Below are 21,173 nucleotides of genomic sequence, written 5' to 3' on the forward strand. Positions count from 1 at the left end.
AAACGAATGGCTCGGTATTCTTAAGCCTTCGTTTCTTCCTCCATCGAATAATCGAGGCCGTTGCCCTTCGCATTCAATAGTTTCCGCGAGGCCACACGCACGTGACCGGGGGCGTAAGCTACCAGGCAGACGCCCCCACCTGAATCAGTGATGGGGCACCCATTTGTTCGCTAAACTAACCGATGCAGCCGGGTGTCGAAATGATTAATTGACTCATTACCAGTCGGTTTTTTTGTTTCCTGAAAGAGCATAATACAGAATATAGCTCAGTAAAGGCAAAATCATGGCATAGGCCATCTTAGGGCTCACGGTATCAGTCAGGTAGCCGTGAAGCAGAGGCAGTAAAGCCCCCCCCGAAATCCCCATGATCAACAGGGCCGAACCCAGTTTGGTAAACCGCCCCAGTTTATTTAAAGCCAGCGGCCACATGGCGGGCCAGATCGGCGCAATAGCAAAACCCAGCAGGGCAATACAAAGAACGGAGGTAAAACCGTCGGTCAGTAAGGCTCCTACGGTCAGAATCAAACCGAGACTGGTGCCGAGAACAAGCGATTTTTGCTGGGAAAGAAACCGGGGAATCAGAATGATGCCCAAAATGTAACCGGCCAGCATGCCGTACAGGGTGTAGGCTGTAAAATACTTCGCTTCGTCATTCGAGAAGCCCAACGCCGTGCCGTAGTTGATAATTGTATCGCCCGAAATTACTTCGACGCCCACGTAGCAGAAAATAGCCAGGACGCCCAGTACCAGGTTGGGGTATTGCCAGATGCTGTTTTTCGTCGCGATCCTGGCGGTTGTTGAATCGTTATCATCCTGTTCTTCCGAGACTTCCGGTAGGGTCGAAAACCGGATCAACAGCGCCAGCACTACCAGTACACCCGTCAGAATCAGGTAGGGTGTCACGACTTTATCCAGCGATTCGGCGGCTGAAATAACATTGCCACCCGTTAATAAAAGACCACCAAATATAAATTGGCTAATAATGCCGGCCAGTTTATTGGCAACGCCCATGAAACTAATTCGTTGGGCGGCACTTTCACGAGGGCCGAGGATCGTAACGTAAGGATTTGAAGCGGTTTGCAGCACTGTTAGCCCAATACCAATCAGAAACAAACCTACCAGAAACAGCGGATAGGAGACCGATTTAGCCGCCGGAATGAAGATGAGCGTACCGACGGCCATAATGATCAGGCCTACCGACATCCCGTTTTTAAATCCGGTTTTTCGCAGCAGCCAGGACGACGGAATCGCCATCAGGGTATAGGAAATGAAAAACGCAAATGCTACCAGGTTCGAACCGACTGTACTAAGCTGGAACGCCTGTTTGAAAAAGGCAATCAGGACCCCGTTCACCCATGTAACAAATCCGAAAATAAAAAATAACATGCCGACGATCAGGAGCGGCCCCAGGTAACTTTTGGTTGAGTTTTGTGTTGCGGTTGGGGTCATTGTATTGGAGGATTAAGGTGTAAACCAGTCTGCAATATACGAGACAGTTACTCAATATTTTAAAAAAATTTATAAATACGGTTTTTTATTTTGCTCATCCCGAAGTTCTCCGTCAAACCTTATCGTTTACAGCAAAAACTGGGTTATTGATACATCCCTAACGGTCTCATTCGGCCGGTAAGGCACCTGTCCGAAACGATCGTTCTAAGTCGACGAAGGCCAGATGAGCTTTTTTTGCTGAACGGTAGTGCCGATCACCACCGCTGGAAACAAGGGGTCAGACGAAACACGGGTTGCTTCTGAACCCAGAAAATGCGGTCGATTCGTTTTCAAATAGTTCGTTATTTTTGCCCTTATAAAGAATAATTTGTAATAAAACAGAAAAAAGCTGGCTGAACCAAAGAACCCACCAGGAATCTGACCAAACCCAGAATGAAGGGTCAGTCAATATACGCAAATGGATTATTTCAGGCTATCAGACTCTATTCTTTGAACCAAATCCATGAACACCCTGTTGTCGTTTCAGAACTCACTGAAATATCTCCAGAAAGCGGTTTTGGCCACCGCTTGACGGCTTAAATGTGTTGCAGACAACCTTTCTGACGACATTTTGGTCGAGACAGTTTCATCAAAAGCCGGAGCATCGGCGCTGACAGCATGCACAAAAAACGGGTAGCGGTGTTCCGCAAAGAACACTTCAATGCGGCTCATCGTCTCCATAATCCGGCCTGGTCGGAGGAGGAAAATCAACGGATTTTCGGAAAATGCAACAATCCGCACTATCACGGTCACAATTATGAGCTGATCGTCCAGGTAACCGGCGAAGTGAATCCAGAAACCGGTTATGTGGTGGACATGAAGGTGCTGAGCGACTTGATTAAAACGCATGTGATCGACAAATTTGATCACAAAAACCTGAATCTGGATACCGAAGAATTCAAAACCCTCAATCCATCCGCCGAACATATTGCTATTGTCATTTACGATTCGCTGCGCAGTCAGCTTGATTCACCATTGGAATTGAAAATCAGACTTTATGAAACCGAACGGAACTTCGTTGAATACCCGGTCTAACGGCCACCCGCTGAATTACGAGTTGCTGAAAGAGTTGACGGTCGATGAGATTGGGGATGATCACCTGGCATCCTCTACCGACACGCCCCTGCGTGAGGATGCATTTGTACTGAGTGATGATGCCAAAATTGATCTAATTGAGGATCATTTCCGGGAAATTATGAACATCCTGGGGCTTGACCTGACCGACGACAGCCTGAACGGAACACCGCGACGCGTGGCCAAAATGTACGTAAAGGAAATATTCAGCGGCTTAAATCCGGCCAAAAAACCGAAAGCCACGCTGTTTGAAAACCGTTATCAATACAGCGAAATGCTGGTGGAGAAAAACATTACGATTCATTCGCAGTGTGAACACCACTTTGTGCCGATCATCGGTCGCGCGCACATTGCTTACATTTCGAGTGGAAAAGTCATCGGTCTTTCGAAACTAAACCGAATCGCGCAGTATTTTTCCAAACGCCCCCAGGTTCAGGAACGCTTGACGGTGCAGATTGCCGAAGAATTGAAAAATGTCCTGCGAACGGAGGACGTGGCCGTCGTCGTCGACGCAAAGCATCTCTGTGTCTCCATGCGTGGCGTTCAGGATGTGAGCAGTTCCACGGTTACGGCACATTACAGCGGCAAATTCAAAACCGACGAAGCTACCCGCCAGGAATTCCTTCGCTATATCAGCGAAGGAATTAAGAGTTAAGAGTTAGGAATTAAGAGTTAAGAGTTAGGAATTAAGAGTTGGCTCTGCACCAGTAGAATGCGTCAGCCAACTCTTAACTCTTAATTCCTAACTCATAACTCCTACTCGTTCGAGGAGGGCTTTGGTTTTTTTGATGCCTTCGTACTCGCTGAGGGTGGAACCTTCGTATTCGATGCCAACGATGCCTTTAAAACCGCTGTCTTTGACGATTTTCATCATGCGGGTGTAGTCGGTATCGGTACAATTGCCGTTGGCATCGAAGTCGTGGGTTTTGGCACTGACCCCTTTGGCAAACGGCATCATCTCCGCAACGCCTTTGTAGCGGTCGTACTCTTCGACGCATTTGCCGCCCCACTCGGAATTGTCACTGCGCTTGATGCAGAAGTTGCCGAAATCGGGCAGAATTCCGACGTTTTTCATGTTTACCTGCTTCATCACGCCCGTCAGCCACTGGCCGTTGGAGGAATAGCTACCGTGATTTTCCACGATGACGTTGATGTTCATGGTTTTAGCGAATTCGCCGAGTTTCCCCAGTCCATCGATGGCCGCTTTCGCTACTTCTTCTTCCGTTCCGCGCCCGAACGCATTTACCCGGATGGTTTTACAGCCCAGCGTCTTGGCGCATTCGACCCAGGGTTTGTGTTTTTCAACGGCCTCATTGCGCTTGCTGGTATCCGTATCGCCGAGGTAGCCCTCCCCGTCGATCATGATCAGGTGGTTGCGCACGCCGTTGTCTTTGCAGCGCATCATCAATTCCTTCAAATAGGCAGCATCTTTCGCTTTGTCTTTGAAAAACTGGTTGACGTATTCGACAATCTCAATGCCGAATTCGTTTTTGGCCAGTGCCGGGAAGTCGAGGTTCGTGATTTTTTTCTCGTTAAAAAGCGCCTTGTGCAACGACCATTCGGCCAACGAGATTTCGAAGAACGGTTTTTTGGCGGCTGCTTCGACCAGGGCTGGCAAGGAGGCCGAGAGGGCGGTCAGAGCGCCGAGTTGCTTAAAAAAATGGCGACGTGATGACATAAAATTCGATTAAGGTTGGGTGATCCCGGTATCGGGTTTGTAGTCGGCTGGCAAGATAACGAAAAAGCTTGGCTTGAGCATATCAAGTAATCGTGAGCTTTTCCGGAACGGACTCCGCTAAAAATGCGCCAACCCGGTATGGTTCCTGACGGAATACCGGGTTGGATAGGTGGATCAGGCAACTTGCTGGACGTCAAACCGTCTGAAGTTGCTGTTCCAGGTCCCTGATCTGGGTCAGATTCATTTCATAAATTTTTTCCTGTCGGGCAATTTCATTCAATTTCGTTTGAACGATTTCGGGAGCGGTTGTCGGTGACTGAAGCAGGGGCGATCTTTTCAAATTGGAGATCATAACCGCCAACGCATTAGTTTCCCGCTTCAGACGGGCTAAACGGTCTGTTAGATTATCCATTTGTTTTTTCCTATTAGTTACCTACATACTTTGTCGCTAGTTTACACAATTTCTTTAAAAAGTGCAACAGGGGTAGGAGTGAATTTGGAGAAAAAGCTGTTTTGAAAAATTCAAAGGTAGCCATTGCAATCAGGCAAAAATCGCTAAGGAATGGTCATAGCGATTTACTACTATTCTGTTCAAAAAAAAATTATAAAAATACTTTCAAAATGCTTGGTCGTTCGGAACTATTTTGTAATTTTCGGTGAGAATTTAGTGCTCAAATGAGATACTTAATTCAGGTTGTATTCATATCCCGGTTAAAAAGGCCCTTCCTAGCAACGGAGAGGGCCTTTTTCCTTTTTTAAGCCTCTACCAGACGAATTTTTCGATTCAGTTCGACACAAAAACATAGGCCATTCACTGGTTCTGCACCGGTTGCTGCCGACTGTTGAGGATTTCTCGTTACTTTTGCTTTTATGGAGTTTACCAACAATCCCTGGAAGACGATTACTTCAACCGTCGCTTATGAGAATAATTGGTTGAAGATCAGGCACGAAGAGGTGATCACGCCCTCAAATACCGATGGTATCTATGGTGTCGTCAGTTTTAAGAATAAAGCCGTTGCCGTGGTGCCGATTGATGAAGAAGGGTACACGTATCTCGTCGGACAATACCGGTATCCCCTGAATGAATATTCCTGGGAAATTCCGGAAGGTGGAGCACCGATCGGTACGGACTTACTGGAGTCGGCGCGTCGGGAATTGAAGGAGGAAACTGGGTTGGAAGCCGCAAAGTGGACGATGATTGGCCGAATTCACACCTCGAACTCCGCAACCGACGAAGAAGGTTTTTTATACATTGCCGAAGAATTGTCGCAAGGTTCCGACGAACCGGAAGAAACCGAACAGCTACAAATCCGGCGCGTTTCGCTGGCCCGGGCGGTCGATATGGTCATGAACAGTGAAATTACCGATGCGCTGACTGTCTGCGCGATCTTAAAAGTGGCTCGTTTGAAACAGATTTGAGGATGATTGAAGCCATTTTATTCGGTTTCGTGGCGGGTATTTTGTTGTGTCTGACCTTTGGCACCGTCTTTTTTTCCTTACTACAGAATAGTGTCGACAATGGATACCGCTCAGGCATCAAGATTGCGTTTGGGGTGGTGGTTTGCGATGCTATTTTCGTCGTTTGTGCGCTGTTCGGCACCGCTTTTTTACCAAAAGTCGATGGATTCGAGCTCTATCTAACGCTGTTTGGGGTGATTTTGCTGCTGGCGATGGGAATAGCTAACTTGTTCAAAGGAACGCCCCGGCTTGCTTATCCCAAAACCCGGTTTGGGAATTTTCTGTATTATTTTTCGACGGGTTTTGTGCTGAATGCCATCAATCCGATCAATTTCATCACCTGGGTCACGCTGGCCGCGTACCTGCACAAATCGCTTCATTACAGCGCATCCGAACGCTATGTATTCATGCTGTCGAGTCTGGTTGGAATTTTTGCGACCGAATCGGCCCTGGCGGTTTTTGCCCACAAACTCAAACGGTTTTTTACGCCCAAAGTGGTTTTAATTTTCAACCGGACGACCGGCGTTGTTTTCATTTTCATTGCCCTGCAACTCGCCTGGACCCGGCTATATGATCCCCTCGTAGCCATGCTGAAATAGCAAAACCCCTGTCAGCGGCCATTGGCCCTGATAGCGGGTGTTAAGTGCTATTAAAACTCTGCCCCCATCCTCCTAAAGGGCAATGCTGTTAAAATTCACCCCCAACCCCCTAAAGGACGGTCGGCCGCTGCCGGGCTTTTGAATCCGGATGTTTCAGGTCCCTTTAAGGGGTTGGGGGTAAAAAGAGTCCGGAATTTTTCAAAATATGGTCATAATTCAAGCACTTAACAGCCCAGCCCTAAAGGGGCTCAACGAATCCGGATCAAAAAGCCCGGCAGCGGCCGACCGTCCTTTAGGGGGTTGGGGGCGAAAAAAGGCCGGAAATTGTCACTTTCTATGGTCGTCTCTTGAGCACTTAACTGCTCTAACAGGGAAATCAAGATCGCGGCCCGCTAACGGAGGCTACTTCAATCCCCCGGTCTTTCAGAAAACCGTCCCAATCGGCAATCAGGTTCTTCTTCAGCACACGCGGGAATTTATGCTGACCGCCCAGCTTGCCCTTAGCTTCCATCCATTTGTAAAAAGTCGCCGAGGGTAATACCGTCACGACAACTTCCTTGAGCGCATGGCGACGTTCGACGGCATAGTCATCATTTAATTCCTTCAGTTTGGCATCGATCCGATCACGCAATACGGTTTCGTCTACCGCATCGTCGGTACCGATGTACCAATGGTGTGCAAAGAGAGTTTCGTGAGCAATTCCGGCAACGGTAAATTCCCGCACGTTGATTTTAAGTTCCTGCGAGGCTAATTCAACGGCTTTGTTCATGTTGTCGACCGACAGGTGCTCCCCGCACAGGCTTAGAAAATGCTTCGTTCGGCCGGTAATCACAATTTCGCAGCGTTTTTTCGACACAAACCGGATCGTGTCCCCGATCAGGTACCGCCAGGCCCCGGAGCAAGTCGTCAGCAACAGGGCGTATTCCCGGCCTTCTTCCACTTCGTCGATCATCAGCGTCTGCGGCTTTTCGACCACCTCACCGTCGGCGTTGAAGTTCTCATCGTTGAACGGAATAAACTCGAAGAAAATCCCATTGTCGAGCACCAGTTGCATGCCTTCGGCGTTGGGATGGGTCTGGTAGGCGATGAAGCCTTCCGAAGCCAGGTAGGTCTCGATATAGGTGATCGGGCGGCCCAGCAGGTGTTCAAATCCTTGTCGGTAGGGTTCGAACGAGACGCCACCGTGGCAGAACACCATCAGGTTCGGCCAGATGTCGTGGATGGTTTTGACCTTATAGTGCGCGATGATCTTCTCCATCAGCAACTGAATCCAGGCCGGAACGCCGACGACAAAACCGATGTCCCATTGTGAAGCCCGCTCCGTAATTTCGTCCAGTTTCAGGGCCCAGTCGCGTTCCTGGGCAATCTCTTTGCCGGGCTTATAAAATTTTTGGAACCAAAACGGAATCTGACTGGCCGTAATGCCGCTCAGATCGCCTTCGAAATGATTGTCTCGATAATTCAGGTTGGTGCTGCCGCCCAGCATCAGAAAGCCTTTTTCATACAGTTGAGCGGGCAGGTGCTGGTACCGTCCCAGGCTCAGAATCTGCCGAATGCTGGTCTTCTGAATGGCTTTCGACATGGTTTTCGTCACCGGAATGTATTTGGAGGCCGCTTCCGACGTTCCCGAACTCAGGGCGAAATACTTCACGCGCCCCGGCCAGCAAACATTCTTCTCCCCATTAACCGCCCGGTTCCACCAGTCCTTGTAGATTTTGTTGTAATCGTAAATCGGAACCAGTTCCTTGAATTTCCGGTAAAATTCCTTCTCGTCGTCGAAAAAAGCGGCATTCTCAATGTCTTCAAACTGGAACGCCTGACCGAATTGCGTGTAGCGGGCTTTGCCGATCAACTTCACAAAAGTCTTTTTCTGCAATTTAAGCGCGTTCAGTTTTTTTCGTCTGACCACGTTGGTCAATGAAATACCGCCTTTCAATAAACTGCCCAATAAAGCCATAGGGTTGTCTGTTTGGGTTCGTTGACTAAGTGTTTGGATGGGAATGGGCGGGAGTTTCAGGAATCGCACCATTCCGTTCGTTGATGTTCCAGGATTGCAACACACCAATGCTGTTGTAGTCCGTGAGGTCGAGCTGGCAGGGAACTACTGAGGTACAATTCTGCGACAAGGCATACTCGTCGGTATCCTGCCCGGTGTCGTCGTTGACAAATTTGCCCGACATCCAGAAATAACTACGCCCATACGGATCTTTCCGCTGGTCGAATTCTTCCTGCCAGCGCGCATCGGCTTGTCGGCAAATCCGGATTTCCCGCAGCGGATGATCCGATTTGGCCGGAAAATTGACATTCAGCGTGACGCCTTTTGGGATACCATTTTCCAGCGCGTGTCCGGCAATTTTCAAAATATGGTCGTGGGTATGCGAAAAGTCGGGGTCGTGGGCGTAGTCGCAGAGCGAAAAACCGATGGCCGGAATGCCTTCAATGGCCGCTTCGATGGCTGCCGACATGGTCCCGGAATACAACACACTGATGGAGGTGTTGCTGCCGTGGTTGATCCCACTCACGACCAGGTCGGGGTTGCGGTCTTTCAGTATGAAATGCTTGGCGAGTTTGACGCAATCGGCTGGGGTGCCGGAGCATTCGTAGGCCGGAATTCCGGGAAACAGGTCCACTTCGTAAAGCCGCAGGGGGGCGTTAATGGTGATGGCGTGACCCATGCCCGACTGCGGGCTGTTGGGAGCAACTACCACGACCTCACCGAGTTGGGTCATCAGTTCGACCAGGTTACGGATTCCCTGGGCCGTAATTCCGTCATCGTTGGTTACTAATATAAGCGGTTTTCGGTCCGATATCATAGCGTGTGTTAGCGTGTTTACTGGTCTTCAAAGGTAAGCATTACTCCGCGCTTTCTGCTATTATTGCCTTCCAAAACCGTTTTCCAAATGTCATTGACTTTCCAAACCGCTACGCCGAACGATATTGACGCCATCATTGCCTTGCAGGAACAGATTTGGGAACCCACCTACCGCGCCATTCTCGACCGCGAACAGATCGACTATATGTTTCAGCGAATTTATTCGAAAGAGGCTCTGCTCGACCAAATGACTACGCAGCAGCACGTTTTTGTACTGGCCTATTCCGAAGACCGCCTGACCGGTTTTGCGGCTTTCTCCCGGAGCGCATCGGAAGCCGACCGGTTTAAGTTGCATAAAATCTACGTGTTACCGTCGGAACAGGGGCGTGGTACCGGGCGGTTTTTGCTGGAGGAGGTCGTTCGGCGGTGTTGGGAGGACGGCGGTAACTGGCTGTACCTGAACGTCAACCGATACAACAAAGCCCGGCAGTTCTACGAACGGCAGGGCTTTCGGGTGGTCCGGGAAGAAGACATTCCGATCGGACCGTACTGGATGAATGACTACGTGATGGAAAAACCGCTATCGGTTGACGGTCGCTAACTGACTCCGGTACCCGAGCAGGGGCGAGTAGCCCCGGGTTTCTTTGGCGTAGTAGCCGGTTCCGTCGTAGGGCCGCAAATCCGGGTCGGTTTTGCAGTCGTCACGGCAAGTTCCCTGGTGCTCGTCACCGCAGGCTTCGCAGAGCGGCACGTGGTTGTTGCAGGCCGGGCTGGCGCAGTTGATCATGCGGTCGGAGGGCTGTCCGCAGCGGTAACAGGTCGAAATAACAACCGGGTTGACCTGGTTGACTTCCACGGCCACGCGGTTGTCGAATACGTAACACTTGCCGTCAAAATCTTCACCGCCCGCTTCCAAGCCGTATTTGATGATCCCGCCGTGCAACTGGTAGACGTTCTCGAAGCCCTGTTCAATCAGGTACGCACTCGCTTTTTCGCACTTGATGCCGCCCGTACAATAGGTAATCACCTTCTTGTTTTTCAGGTGCTTGATCTCGTCCATGTGCTGCGGCAATTCGCGCAGGTTTTCCATGTCGAACGTGATGGCCCCTTTGAATTTCCCGACCGCGTGTTCGTAATTGGAGCGCATGTCGATCAGCACCACATCGTCGGCATCTTTTAATTTTTTGAACTCCTCCGGCTCCAGATGAACGCCGGTCCGGACGCGCGGGTCGACGGGCAGGTCGGAATTGACAATCTCGTCTTTCAGCCGCACATTCAGCTTCTGAAAAGCATGCTCGTCGGCTTCATCGACCTTAAACTCCAGGCTGGAAAAGCGCGAGTCGGCTTTGACAATCCGCATGTACTCGTCACAATCGGCGGGTGTGCCCGAAACCGTGCCGTTCAGCCCCTCGGCGGCTACGATGATGCGGCCGAGCAAATTGAGCCGAATACACAGCCGGTGGTGTTCATCCCGAAACTGCGCGGGGTCTTCAATGGTTGTATAACAGTAATATAATAAGACGCGATAGGGCTTCATAATGAAAGGGGTACCTGTCTTCGATAAACACACAAAGATACAAAAAGTATCCCTGACGTTCACGTCGGGCTTAAAACACGTTACGATGCACATTGCAATAACCGGAAACATCGGGGCCGGAAAAACCACCCTGGCGAATTTGCTGGCGGCTCAGTACGGCTGGGAAGTGTTGAAAGAAGCCGTGGAAGGCAATCCGTACCTGGTGGATTTTTACCAGGACATGAGCCGCTGGTCGTTCAACCTGCAAATTTATTTCCTCAACAGCCGGTTTGAGCAGATGCTGACGATCAACGCGGGCGGCCGGTCGGTGGTGCAGGATCGGACGATTTACGAAGACGCTCATATTTTCGCCCGGAACCTGCACGAAAGCGGCCTGATGAGTCCGCGCGATTATCATACTTACGGGCGCGTCTTCGAGAACATGCTGGCGCTGGTTCGGCCCCCGGATTTGATGATTTACCTGCGCGCCGATTTGCCGAAGCTCCAGGAACAGATCCGCAAGCGGGGACGCACCTACGAAAAGTCGATCAGCCGGGAATACCTCGAAAACCTGAACCGGTATTACGAAGCCTTCGTGGCCGACTATACCGCCGGGAAATTGCTGATCATCGACGTCAATAACCTGGATTACGTCAACAATCCGGCTGATTTACAGACCGTTCTGTCTGCCGTGGATCAGGTCATCTGACAACGGGATCAGGCAATGACCTCCGCCCGCATCGCTTCTTCATCCAGCGGCTGCATCAGCTCCTTGATTTCGGTTTTGGTCAGGTCCGGGTTGAGCCAGCGCCGTTCTTCGTCGTGGCTCAGCATCAGCGGCATCCGTTTTTTGGTGTTGTGAATGTATTCCATGAGCGGATTGGCCTTCGTGGTCACGATCGAAAACGTCGGCTGGCCTTTCCAGACGGAATAAATGCAGCCCAGCGAAAACGGTTTGCCGTCGGCGAGGGTGAGGTAATACGGGATTTTGGCTTTGCCCTCGTGCCGCCATTCGTAAAAACCGTCGACCAGCAGCAGGCACCGTTGCGCGCCGATGCTGTCGCGGAAGGACGGTTTTTCAAACACCGAATCTTCGCGGGCGTTCAGGGTCATGTTGGCCAGTTCAGCGGCTTTGTCTTCCTTTGCCCAGGCCGGAATCAGGCCCCAGCGAAACAACTGAATTTCCCGGGGGCTATCCTGCGCAATCACCGGCAGGAGCGGGTGGGCAAACCCGGAGATCTTGCCGGTGGGCTTATAGTCGTCCGGAACCTGATCTGCTTTATACAGTTTGGCTAATTCGTTTAATTCGGTAATGGCGTTGATGGAATAACACATGGCGGCTGGGGAGTTGGCAGTGGATAAAGTCTACCAGGATAACAAAAAACCGCCTTTTCGGGTTGCGATACCGGCTTCAATTTATCCGTCTTGAAAAAGAAAAAGTCCTGCAATTGCTTGCAGGACTCCTCAGTTTGGTCTGTGTCCACGGAGGGATTCGAACCCTCACACCTGGCGGCACCACCCCCTCAAGATGGCGTGTCTACCAATTCCACCACATGGACAGTACGCCTTGTTTTTGTGGATGCAAAAGTAGCGGTCCGGATCGAAAAAATCAAGGCATGACCTATTTTAACGAAAAAAGAAGGAGAGATGAGTAAACCGTCAACGTATATAGCTTTGGCTATCAGAACGTATAGGATGTATCCCGTACTGCGACCTGCACGGTACCGGGTGCCCCTGGTCAGTCGGTATCCGGGATACCGGCTGGTTCGTTCATCATAGGTTAGCACGGGACCTGGCTCTTCTCCCGACAGAGGAGCCAGTGTTTTTTAAGAGAACACCGAACCGTTATCCGTGCCTTTCCCGGTTTTCAGTCTTCCTCCAGCATCGCGACCAACGCGTCGATGGCCGATTTGATGTTATTGCGTATATCCAGAATGGTGGCTTCCATCATGTAACAGGGTGCCGAAATGATCCGGTTTTCCCGGTCGATGGCAATTTCCCGCACCGAGCGCATTTCGGCCTGCTGGCCCAGCGAATGGATGCCGGCCGCGATGCCACTGATCTCGTACGGACTGTCTTCGGCATCCGTTCCCACGGTCAGATGCGCCGAAACCGAACTGCCTTCCAGGGCTTTGGCCAGGGTGGTCGGGCTCATGCACAGCGCAACGATCGGTCTTTTGAGGGCTACCAAATCCAGAATCAGTTGTTTAACGGGTTCCAGAATCGCGCCCTGAGGTCCTTCAAAAGCCCACTTCGTAATGTTTTTGGCCGTTCCGAAACCGCCCGGCATGACGAGGGCGTCGAGTTCGTCGGCCGTCAGCGAGGCCAGGTTCCGGATGTTCCCCCGCGCAATCCGGGCCGACTCGACCAGCACGTTGCGGGTTTCGGGCATTTCCTCGCCCGTCAGGTGGTTGATGACGTGGTGTTGCGGAACATCCGGAGCAAAACAAATCACGTCCGCACCCACTTCGGCCAGGGCCAGCAAGGTCAAAACCGCTTCGTGAATTTCGGTGCCGTCGTAAACGCCGTTTCCGTGTAGCAAGACTCCTATTTTCATCGTTTCGGAGATCGTTAAGAGGGTTTTTTGACGGAAATTAAGCCAAAAAGTTGTAACTTCAACGTTTCGTTTCAACCTTCGTCCACCCAAAAAGTTTTGTGGACACGTAACCAAATCGAAATCAAAACCTTGTTATGGCACTGGAATTAACTGGAAAACTGGTGAAAGTTTTACCCGAGCAGACGGGCCAGGGACGGAATGGAACCTGGACCAAACAGCAATTTGTGATTGAAACCATCGACCAGTTTCCCAAACAAGTTTGCCTGATGGCCTGGGGCGACAAAACTGGCGACCTGGCCCAATTTGCACCCGGCGATACGATGCGCGTCGCCATCAGCATCGAATCGCGGGAATACAACGACCGCTGGTATACCGACGTGAGAGCCTGGCGCATCGAAGCCGCCGACGGTGAGTCACAACCCGCGCCAACCCCGGCTTCGGCACCCCGCCGGTCGGAGGGGCGGCCAGCCAACGACCGGCCGCTGACGACCTTCGAAGAAGAAGACAACGGACTGCCGTTCTAAATACCGCCCCGGTTCGGGTGGGTTTCAGCCCTGGAAATTCACCCGAATCATAATTGGGCAAATAACTTTTCCATGCCCTCATCAATCTGCTTCTGCAATTTGGCCGGTTTGTCCGGCACAATTCCTTCAACGATTCCCCGCCAAACCATTTCATTTCGCTTCGGATCGACCAGGTGAATATCGATCGTTCCCTGCCGGTAACGTCCCACTTCCACTTCCCGGCTTCGCCAGCTATACCGCCGTTGGCCGATGTAAAACGGCGGATCGGTTCGGATATCGGTCTGCCGGGTTTGCACTTTTTCGTCGATGGCCACGCCAATATTCATCAACAAATCGGGTTGTGCGTCCACCCGGAGCAAGCCTTTCCGCTCCAGTTGACGGGTGATGGCGTTTTTGAGCGCATCGACCTGCGAACGGTAAAAACCGCTCTGCGGAATATCGCCGGTGGACTCGATATCAGAAAAGGCAAACGTGCGGTAATTCGTCAGGGAGAAATTCGGGGCCGGTTCGGTTTTGACGACCCGCACCGAACTGCAACTACTGCCCACCAGCAGCAAGAGAAAAAAGAGAAACTGAACGGGCGTTTTCATGCGTGCTAATTCCGTTTAGGACAGGATGGAAAAACCGTTTTTGGTTTCTTCTTCTGTCGCCACCCTTATAACGGATCTGACTCATGAATGTTGAAAGGAGTAAGGCTGGGCATAAAAAATCCCGCCCCTGGGAAGAGTGCGGGTTGAATAATGAATAATGAAGGGGGCAATTCATTGTAGATTATTAATTATTCATTAGATTTTTAGTGATCCGGCTGGGATTCGAACCCAGGACCCATACATTAAAAGTGTATTGCTCTACCAGCTGAGCTACCAGATCGGAGGAATTAACAATGAATAATGAGCCGGAGTATTCATTGTACATTATTAATTATTCATTAGATTTTCAGTGATCCGGCTGGGATTCGAACCCAGGACCCATACATTAAAAGTGTATTGCTCTACCAGCTGAGCTACCAGATCAAAAAAAGGAGAAGATGAAAAGAAATGACGAAGTTCGTACTCTTTCTACTTTTACCTTTTGTAATTTTGGCTGCTTTCCAAAATTGCGATGCAAAAGTACCCTTTCTGAGGTGATAATGCAAGGATACCGTTCAAAATTGGTCTACTTTTTTTCTTTCATCCTGCTGAGCCCCCTGGTTTGGGCTGAGGGGCGGAAGGCTCCGATGTCCTTGTATCAGACTGATTCTCTGTTTGCTGCAGGCCGTTATTCGGCGGCTGTTGAAGGTTACGAAAATCACATCCGAACGGGCTACAAACCGACTGATTCCATGCTCTTGAAACTGGCGTATGGCTGGGAAAAGCAGGGTGATGTGGCCCGAATGCTGTATTATTTGCAGGTTTACTTCGACCGACACCCCGACGAAGCGGTACTCCGGAAAATGCACGACGTAGCCACCCAATACAACCTGCGGGGGTACGAAACCGACGACCTGAATTATTTTTACCTGTTTTATAAGCAGTACGGCCTGTACATCACCCTGGCCCTGGTGTTGCTCGGAACGTACGCTTTCGGGATTTTCTGGTTGAAACACCGCAACCGGGAGCCCACGCACCGGCGGCACAAGCTGATCATTATGGCCTACCTGATGGGGTTGCTGTTGCTGTTGAACCTGCCCGAAACCTACCAGTCCGGCATTGTCAACCGTGACCGGGTTTTTCTGCGACGTGACCCATCGGCGGCTGCTCCGGTAGCTGATGTGATCAACCGGGGCCACCGGGTCAAAGTGCTGGGCAGTCAGGATGTCTGGCTGTACGTTTTCTGGAACGACGGCCTGTATTACGTCCGCAAAGACAATGTCTGGGTGATTTGAAAGGGCAGAGGGCATAGGGCAGAGGGTGGCTGACGCATTCCCCACATCTCACGCCCTTTGCCCCATGCCCTCTGCTATTTCCTCAACGGAGAGTCTTTTTCTTTGGCCAGGGTGTTGTACACCATCCGGTCGGTCAAACCGGGGAGCCATTTGTTAAGGAAGACGACCAGTTTGCCCTGGGTGGTCAGGATAAGGTCGCGTTTCCGGCGTTTGACGGCTTTCAGTATGTGGTCGGCGCATTCCTCGGCGCTCATCATTTTGCTCTCATCCCGCATGGTTTCGCCGGCCGCTTTCCCCTCGTTGTTCAGGGCCGAAAACCGGATGTTGGACGTAGTAAAGCCCGGAGAGGCCACCAGAACATGAACACCCGTGTTCAGCAATTCCGTGCGCAAGGCTTCCAGAAAACCGTTCATAGCAAACTTGGAAGCTGAATACCCACTGCGAACCGGCAAGCCGCGAAAACCGGCAATGGATGAAATGCCGACAATGGAGCCTTTGGTTTTTAGAATGTGGGGGAGGGCGTACCGAGTGGCGTAAACCGTACCCATGAAATTAATGTCCATTACTTTCCGGATGACCTCCGGGTCGAGGTCCTGCACCATCGCGCGCATCGTGATGCCCGCGTTGTTGATCAGAATATCCAGACGGCCGTAGCGGTGGATGGTGGCATCGATGAGGTTTTTGACATCCGTCTCGACACTGACATCGGCCTGAAGGGCCAGGTTTTCAATGCCCGCCTGACGCAACTCCGCGCTGACGGTTTCGAGCGATTCGACGCGCCGGGCGCAGATGACGATGATGGCCTGCTGACGGCCGAACGCAAATGCCAGGGCCCGGCCAATGCCCGAAGAGGCCCCCGTAATCAAAACAACATTGTCTTTCATGAACACTTAATTACCGGATATAAGGCAATCGGGAAGGCCGATAAATAATTGTGTGGCGGGGTAAGAAACTTCCCGTCCAAAAAAGTTATATAGCTATTGCCCGCCTTAGGTTGTAAACAATTACGGCAAAGTTAGTATTATTGCGGTGCAATCTGGACCATTTAACATACTCCATTTATGAAAAGAACATTTGCGTTTCTGATGACCGCCTTCGTGGCAACGGCCCTGGCGGTAACATCCTGTTCACCCATCAAAGATGCCCCCGACAAAAAAGATACGGTTGAATTTGAAGCGACCCTGAACGGCGGTCAGGAGGTGCCTTCCAATGCTTCCTCGGCTACCGGAACCATGACCGGAACGTACAATAAACCGACAAAAGAGTTGAGTTATACCGTAAACTATACCGGTTTAACACCCACAGCCGGGCACATTCACCTGGCACCCGGTGGCCCGGGTACGAACGGGGGTGTCATCATTCCGTTCCCCTCCTTAACGAGCCCGATCAGCGGAAGAGCTACGTTGACGCAACCACAGGAAAATGCGTTGATGGAAGGCCGGTTGTACGTCAATCTGCACACGGCGGCTTATCCGGGTGGTGAAATCCGGGGCAACATCATGCGGGTTAAGTTTGAAAACTAACCCACCCGGTTTTAGAGTAAATCGGTAAAGGTAACCGGCAATTTGCCGGAGAAACCTGAAAAGAATTTTACAAAAAAGAGCAGGCCTTGCGGGGTTTGCTCTTTTTTGTTTTTCTGAAGGTATTAAGTTTTTTGCTGATTTTACCCCCAACCCCCTAAAGGGGCTGAAACATCCGGATTCAAAAGTCCCTTCAGGGGGTTGGGGGCAAAAATCAGTAAAAATCATCCATCTTGGAGTTCTTACTTTCCTTTTATCAAACTCATAATTAGGCTATTACCGTAAAACCGTCAGGTTTCCTTTGTACGAACGATTCACATACTGAATCAAATAATAATACTGCCCCGGTGGATAATCCCCGCCATCCCAGCGAAAATTTCGGTTGGTGGACGAAAAAACCGCTTTCCCCCAACGGTTCACAATGTCGACCCGTTTAAACTGATCGGTGCAGTTGTCGGCCGGGAGGTTCGGCACGCTGAACACATCGTTTTTGCCATCGCCGTTCGGCGTAATCACGTTGGTAATCTCAATGTCATAATCGACCGGAATGTCTTTGACCACGAATGTCACGCGGGTGGTGTCCAGTTGCGCCGGACAACCGCTGTCTTCCGAAATAAAATCCAGTTCATAGGTCATTTCCGACTTGCCCTGCAATACCGGACAGCCGGGTTGCCAGACAAACTTTGAGATTACCGGACTCGGGCCGGTTTTGTTTTCAAACTGCATCCCGATGCGCGGCCAATCGAAATTATTGCCCACGGCAGTAAGCTTGATGGTTCCCGGATCGGGGTCTTCGCCGATCACATCGAAGCGAACCGCAGCGGGAATCGAGTCGCCGTGGGTGATGGTCAGTTCGACCACGGGCTGGTCGAGCGTGGTTTTGACCGTGGGCGGGCGGCTGGTTTCCGGCGCAGCCTTGAGTCGCACCGTGACCGTGTCGCGTTGGTTTCGGTTGCACCGGGTGTCGGTCACGATGAAATCGACTACATACTCCGCGCTGGTCACCTGATTACACTGCGGAGTCCAGCTAAACTGCTGGCTGACTTTTCCCTGCCCCGAAACGGCGGCAAAACTCATCCCGGCCTGCGCCAGACTGAAACCGCGCCCGACGGCAGTCAGGGTAAGCGGATCGAGATCGACATCAGTCCCGTTGACCTGAAAGGTGAGCGTTTTGCCGGTTTGTACGGTGGTCAGGTTACCCGGCAGAGTCGTTTCAGCTTCCGGTTTTCGATTCAACTGCGGGTCCATTTGAAGCGTAATGACCAGCGTATCTTTCAAGCCCTGCGGACAGCCTTCGTCAGTGGCCAGTACCGAGAGGTTAAACGGTTTTCCTTCGGCCAGGCAGGGATCGAAACAGACCTGGGTTCGGGCGGTATCGCCCGGAGTCCGGATCAGGACTTCGTTCGGCGAAAAAGTAATGCCCTGGGTCGTTCCATCCAAAACCGTCAGCCGGACGCGCTGATTGGGGTCTAAGTCGGTAATGTACAGGTCGAAGCAATTGGCGGTTTTGTCGGTAATCGTCAGCAGCGTTCCTTCCTTGTAAAAATTAACCTGACCAGTCGGGCGCATGGCCATTGAGGGTGGGTTATTTTTCTGACAATCAATCACTTTTAGCTGAAAATCCCGGCGTACCAGACCAATGCGCTGCCAGACGCCCGAGGCATTTTTCCGGTATTCTTCCACCTGCACACAAAACACATAAAGCCCCACCTGCCCGGCGGTCACGGTTAGCAAACCCGTCCGGGAATTGACCCGCAACGGATCGGGGCCGGGGATGGCCTGCGTCTGACTCAGCCCTGACACCCACCGTACTTCCGGATACGCTGAACTGGGCAGCGCAATCTGGGGAATGGGGTTGGAAGCCGTGCTAAAGCCGTTGTAGGGCGTCACCAGCCGGTAGGCTAGGCTGTCCCCATCTGAATCCGTCGCCCCAAAATTGAAGGTAAACGGTTGGTTAATGCAGATGTAATCACCCCGGACGGGCTGGAACGAAGGCGAAGAATTGATAAAATCGGTACCGTTGCTAGCCTGCTGGGCCGGAAATTCCAGGTAAAACGTGGACCCTGCGGCTCCTGGGTTCTGAATGTTGTTGATGCTGTTGTTCCGGCAACACCGTTCCCAGACCATGTAGTAGCCGCGTGGGTCGTTGAACGCCCGTAGGTTGAAGACGACCGGACTGCTGTAGCGTAACAAACGGGTGCGGAGGGAGGGAAGGGCGCATTCGGGTTTGGTGTAATCCACGATTTGTGACGAAACCAGGGGCAGACTCAGATCACCAACGTAGGCATTGTCTCCTTTTCGGTAAATAAAAACATTCACAAAGCGGTCTTCGGCCTGCGGGTTGCCGTTCAGGTCGTCAAAATACAGATTGAGATTGATCAGGTGCGTGTATTCGCTCTGGTTGGTTACGCGCTTCAATTCCAGTTCGCCCCCTACAATGTGGGTAGCCGATGCCGACAAAGCCAGGCCGAGCCAACACCACATCCACCAACTGAACCCGACTGTAATCCGATAAAACTGTTTCATTCAATAAAGAGCTGGGTTTGTCGAAACCAAAATACGGTGCTTAATTTACAGAATTTTTAAGGTTACTTATGCGTGGAAAGACCCAAAAGATGCCGCAACGGTTGCAAAACCTGCGGATTGACGACGTTGCTGCGGAAGGAAAATGCCTGATTCGAACCGAGGAAGGCGTGATATTTGTGGAAGGGCGGCTCGGCGGGCCGGTTCCGGCGCCGGGCGATCTGGTTGACATCCGGATTGTGAAGCAAAAAAAACAGTACCGGGAAGCTGTGGTCGAAACCATTCACGCTTATGGGCCAAGTCGTGCCGAGCCATTTTGCCCGCATTTTGGAACTTGTGGAGGATGCAAATGGCAACATATCCGGTATGAGGAGCAATTGCGGTTCAAGGGCCAGCAGGTGGTCGACCACCTGACCCGCATTGGCAAGGTGCACTTGCCGCCGGTTTTACCCACCTTTGCATCACAGGAAACGACTTACTATCGCAACAAACTGGAGTTTACCTGCGCCGATGGCCGGTGGATTACCGACGAGGAAATCAAGGCCGGCGCGTCGGTCGATAAACGGGCGGTGGGTTTTCACATTCCGAAACGGTTCGATAAAATTCTGCCCATTGTTCATTGTTACCTCCAACCGGATCCCTCGAATGCGATCCGGCTGGCCGTGGCCGATTATGCGATGGAGCACGGGCTATCCATGTACAACTTAAACACCCACGTCGGTTTTCTTCGGACCGTCATCATTCGGACGGCGTCAACGGGTCAGGTCATGGTCATAGTGCAGGTCGCCGAGGATCGCCCGGCTGAATTGAAGGGGCTTTTGGAGATGCTGAAACAGCGGTTTCCGCAGATTACGTCCCTGAATTACATCCTGAATCAGAAGCTGAACGATTCGTACCAGGACCAGGACGTGATTCCGTACAGCGGAAAACCGTACATCGAGGAGCAGATGGACGATGGCAGCGGGGAACCGTTGACGTTTCGGGTCGGTCCGAAATCGTTTTACCAGACCAATGCCGGACAGGCGTTTGAGTTGTACAATATCGCGCGGGACTGGGCCGGATTGACCGGCTCCGAGCGGGTCTATGATCTCTACACCGGAACCGGAACCATCGCTTTGTTCGTGGCCCGGCAGGCTCGGCAGGTGATTGGTATCGAGTACGTTGAATCGGCGGTGGCGGATGCCCGGGTCAATGCCGAGATCAACAACATTGGGAACACCGAGTTTCTGGCGGGTGATATGGGCAAAATTCTGACCCCGGAGCTATTCCGGCAATACGGCGCTCCGGATGTGGTCATCACCGATCCGCCCCGGGCCGGGATGGACGAAGCCGTAACCCGGAATCTACTGGCAGCAGCCCCGCAACGAATCGTCTACGTCAGTTGCAACACCGCCACCCAGGCCCGCGACCTGGCCATTCTGGATGAACTATACGAAGTCAAAGCCGTCCAGCCCGTCGACATGTTCCCCCACACCCACCACGTTGAGAACGTCGTGAAGCTGGAAAAAAAGAGTTAAGAGTTATGAATTAAGAGTTGCTCTGTCTCAATGCAATTTAATG

At 51.5% G+C, this 21,173-nt stretch carries 20 protein-coding genes and 3 tRNA genes; 10 read left to right on the forward strand and 13 right to left on the reverse strand.

All coding sequences use genetic code 11. From position 1 onward, the window contains the following. Nucleotides 1-216: 216 nt before the first annotated feature. Nucleotides 217-1,449, reverse strand: coding sequence for a sugar MFS transporter (locus tag ACO2Q8_RS18565; protein ID WP_423346348.1), 1,233 nt, complete (start codon nucleotides 1,447-1,449; stop codon nucleotides 217-219). Between the two features lie 657 nt (nucleotides 1,450-2,106). Between ACO2Q8_RS18565 and ACO2Q8_RS18570 the strand changes: the two genes are divergently transcribed. Together ACO2Q8_RS18570 and folE are read left to right on the forward strand one after the other, a co-directional pair. Next, the gene (locus tag ACO2Q8_RS18570; RefSeq protein ID WP_423346349.1) at nucleotides 2,107-2,523 is read left to right on the forward strand and encodes a 6-pyruvoyl trahydropterin synthase family protein; all 417 of its coding nucleotides are present in this window, start codon (nucleotides 2,107-2,109) and stop codon (nucleotides 2,521-2,523) included. After that, entirely contained in the window at nucleotides 2,486-3,217 is a 732-nt protein-coding gene (gene folE, locus ACO2Q8_RS18575) for a GTP cyclohydrolase I FolE (RefSeq protein ID WP_423346350.1), read from the forward strand. The genes ACO2Q8_RS18570 and folE overlap by 38 nt, the downstream gene beginning before the upstream one ends. 87 nt (nucleotides 3,218-3,304) lie before the next feature. On the opposite strand, the gene ACO2Q8_RS18580 is transcribed toward folE, so the two are convergent. Then, nucleotides 3,305-4,240 (reverse strand): sugar phosphate isomerase/epimerase family protein, encoded by a 936-nt coding sequence (locus tag ACO2Q8_RS18580; RefSeq protein WP_423346351.1) that lies wholly within the window; start codon nucleotides 4,238-4,240, stop codon nucleotides 3,305-3,307. Nucleotides 4,241-5,110: 870 nt separating this feature from the next. On the opposite strand from ACO2Q8_RS18580, the gene ACO2Q8_RS18585 reads away from it, so the two are divergent. Further along, nucleotides 5,111-5,659: an NUDIX domain-containing protein gene (locus tag ACO2Q8_RS18585; protein ID WP_423346352.1), complete on the forward strand. Its 549-nt coding sequence runs from the start codon at nucleotides 5,111-5,113 to the stop codon at nucleotides 5,657-5,659. 2 nt (nucleotides 5,660-5,661) lie between these two features. Continuing rightward, the gene (locus ACO2Q8_RS18590; RefSeq protein ID WP_423346353.1) at nucleotides 5,662-6,297 is read left to right on the forward strand and encodes a LysE family translocator; all 636 of its coding nucleotides are present in this window, start codon (nucleotides 5,662-5,664) and stop codon (nucleotides 6,295-6,297) included. A 376-nt stretch (nucleotides 6,298-6,673) separates the two neighbouring features. On the opposite strand, the gene ACO2Q8_RS18595 is transcribed toward ACO2Q8_RS18590, so the two are convergent. After that, a complete protein-coding gene (locus tag ACO2Q8_RS18595; RefSeq protein ID WP_423346354.1) occupies nucleotides 6,674-8,254 on the reverse strand; it encodes a GH3 auxin-responsive promoter family protein in 1,581 nt (526 codons plus the stop codon). 25 nt (nucleotides 8,255-8,279) lie between these two features. Beyond that, nucleotides 8,280-9,107, reverse strand: coding sequence for a 5'/3'-nucleotidase SurE (gene surE, locus ACO2Q8_RS18600; protein WP_423346477.1), 828 nt, complete (start codon nucleotides 9,105-9,107; stop codon nucleotides 8,280-8,282). Between the two features lie 90 nt (nucleotides 9,108-9,197). Between surE and ACO2Q8_RS18605 the strand changes: the two genes are divergently transcribed. Next, nucleotides 9,198-9,710 carry a GNAT family N-acetyltransferase gene (locus ACO2Q8_RS18605; protein ID WP_423346355.1) on the forward strand — a complete coding sequence of 171 codons (513 nt, stop codon included), beginning with the start codon at nucleotides 9,198-9,200 and terminating at the stop codon, nucleotides 9,708-9,710. On the opposite strand, the gene ACO2Q8_RS18610 is transcribed toward ACO2Q8_RS18605, so the two are convergent. After that, nucleotides 9,690-10,646 (reverse strand): rhodanese-related sulfurtransferase, encoded by a 957-nt coding sequence (locus ACO2Q8_RS18610; protein WP_423346356.1) that lies wholly within the window; start codon nucleotides 10,644-10,646, stop codon nucleotides 9,690-9,692. The genes ACO2Q8_RS18605 and ACO2Q8_RS18610 overlap by 21 nt on opposite strands. An 85-nt stretch (nucleotides 10,647-10,731) precedes the next feature. Here ACO2Q8_RS18610 and ACO2Q8_RS18615 point away from each other — a divergent pair, with 85 nt between their 5' ends. Continuing rightward, entirely contained in the window at nucleotides 10,732-11,334 is a 603-nt protein-coding gene (locus tag ACO2Q8_RS18615; RefSeq protein WP_423346357.1) for a deoxynucleoside kinase, read from the forward strand. Nucleotides 11,335-11,342: 8 nt separating this feature from the next. Here the strand turns inward: ACO2Q8_RS18615 and ACO2Q8_RS18620 are convergent, their stop codons facing one another. From ACO2Q8_RS18620 to elbB, 3 genes are all read right to left on the reverse strand, one after another. Further along, nucleotides 11,343-11,960 (reverse strand): SOS response-associated peptidase, encoded by a 618-nt coding sequence (locus tag ACO2Q8_RS18620; protein ID WP_423346358.1) that lies wholly within the window; start codon nucleotides 11,958-11,960, stop codon nucleotides 11,343-11,345. A gap of 142 nt (nucleotides 11,961-12,102) precedes the next feature. Next, a tRNA-Leu gene (locus tag ACO2Q8_RS18625) sits at nucleotides 12,103-12,184 on the reverse strand. A 308-nt stretch (nucleotides 12,185-12,492) separates the two neighbouring features. Beyond that, the gene (gene elbB, locus ACO2Q8_RS18630) at nucleotides 12,493-13,182 is read right to left on the reverse strand and encodes an isoprenoid biosynthesis glyoxalase ElbB (RefSeq protein WP_423346359.1); all 690 of its coding nucleotides are present in this window, start codon (nucleotides 13,180-13,182) and stop codon (nucleotides 12,493-12,495) included. Between the two features lie 134 nt (nucleotides 13,183-13,316). On the opposite strand from elbB, the gene ACO2Q8_RS18635 reads away from it, so the two are divergent. After that, nucleotides 13,317-13,706, forward strand: coding sequence for a DUF3127 domain-containing protein (locus ACO2Q8_RS18635; protein ID WP_423346360.1), 390 nt, complete (start codon nucleotides 13,317-13,319; stop codon nucleotides 13,704-13,706). Between the two features lie 47 nt (nucleotides 13,707-13,753). Here the strand turns inward: ACO2Q8_RS18635 and ACO2Q8_RS18640 are convergent, their stop codons facing one another. The 3 genes from ACO2Q8_RS18640 to ACO2Q8_RS18650 form a co-directional block, all read right to left on the reverse strand. Then, nucleotides 13,754-14,296, reverse strand: a complete 543-nt coding sequence (locus tag ACO2Q8_RS18640; RefSeq protein WP_423346361.1) for a DUF4136 domain-containing protein — start codon at nucleotides 14,294-14,296, stop codon at nucleotides 13,754-13,756. Between the two features lie 207 nt (nucleotides 14,297-14,503). Further along, a tRNA-Lys gene (locus ACO2Q8_RS18645) sits at nucleotides 14,504-14,576 on the reverse strand. 70 nt (nucleotides 14,577-14,646) lie between these two features. Beyond that, nucleotides 14,647-14,719: transfer RNA gene (locus ACO2Q8_RS18650), tRNA-Lys, on the reverse strand. A 308-nt stretch (nucleotides 14,720-15,027) separates the two neighbouring features. Between ACO2Q8_RS18650 and ACO2Q8_RS18655 the strand changes: the two genes are divergently transcribed. Next, the gene (locus ACO2Q8_RS18655; protein WP_423346362.1) at nucleotides 15,028-15,570 is read left to right on the forward strand and encodes an SH3 domain-containing protein; all 543 of its coding nucleotides are present in this window, start codon (nucleotides 15,028-15,030) and stop codon (nucleotides 15,568-15,570) included. A 74-nt stretch (nucleotides 15,571-15,644) separates the two neighbouring features. On the opposite strand, the gene ACO2Q8_RS18660 is transcribed toward ACO2Q8_RS18655, so the two are convergent. Then, on the reverse strand, nucleotides 15,645-16,454 hold the full coding sequence (locus ACO2Q8_RS18660; RefSeq protein ID WP_423346363.1) for an SDR family oxidoreductase: 810 nt from the start codon (nucleotides 16,452-16,454) through the stop codon (nucleotides 15,645-15,647). A 177-nt stretch (nucleotides 16,455-16,631) separates the two neighbouring features. On the opposite strand from ACO2Q8_RS18660, the gene ACO2Q8_RS18665 reads away from it, so the two are divergent. After that, nucleotides 16,632-17,093: a CHRD domain-containing protein gene (locus ACO2Q8_RS18665; protein WP_423346364.1), complete on the forward strand. Its 462-nt coding sequence runs from the start codon at nucleotides 16,632-16,634 to the stop codon at nucleotides 17,091-17,093. Between the two features lie 273 nt (nucleotides 17,094-17,366). Here ACO2Q8_RS18665 and ACO2Q8_RS18670 read toward each other — a convergent pair whose 3' ends face one another. Then, entirely contained in the window at nucleotides 17,367-19,616 is a 2,250-nt protein-coding gene (locus ACO2Q8_RS18670; RefSeq protein ID WP_423346365.1) for a gliding motility-associated C-terminal domain-containing protein, read from the reverse strand. Nucleotides 19,617-19,684: 68 nt separating this feature from the next. Between ACO2Q8_RS18670 and rlmD the strand changes: the two genes are divergently transcribed. Continuing rightward, nucleotides 19,685-21,130 carry a 23S rRNA (uracil(1939)-C(5))-methyltransferase RlmD gene (gene rlmD / locus ACO2Q8_RS18675; protein ID WP_423346366.1) on the forward strand — a complete coding sequence of 482 codons (1,446 nt, stop codon included), beginning with the start codon at nucleotides 19,685-19,687 and terminating at the stop codon, nucleotides 21,128-21,130. Nucleotides 21,131-21,173: the final 43 nt, after the last annotated feature.

Origin of the sequence: Larkinella sp. VNQ87 (genome assembly GCF_049445795.1) — a bacterium.
GTDB lineage: Bacteria > Bacteroidota > Bacteroidia > Cytophagales > Spirosomataceae > Larkinella.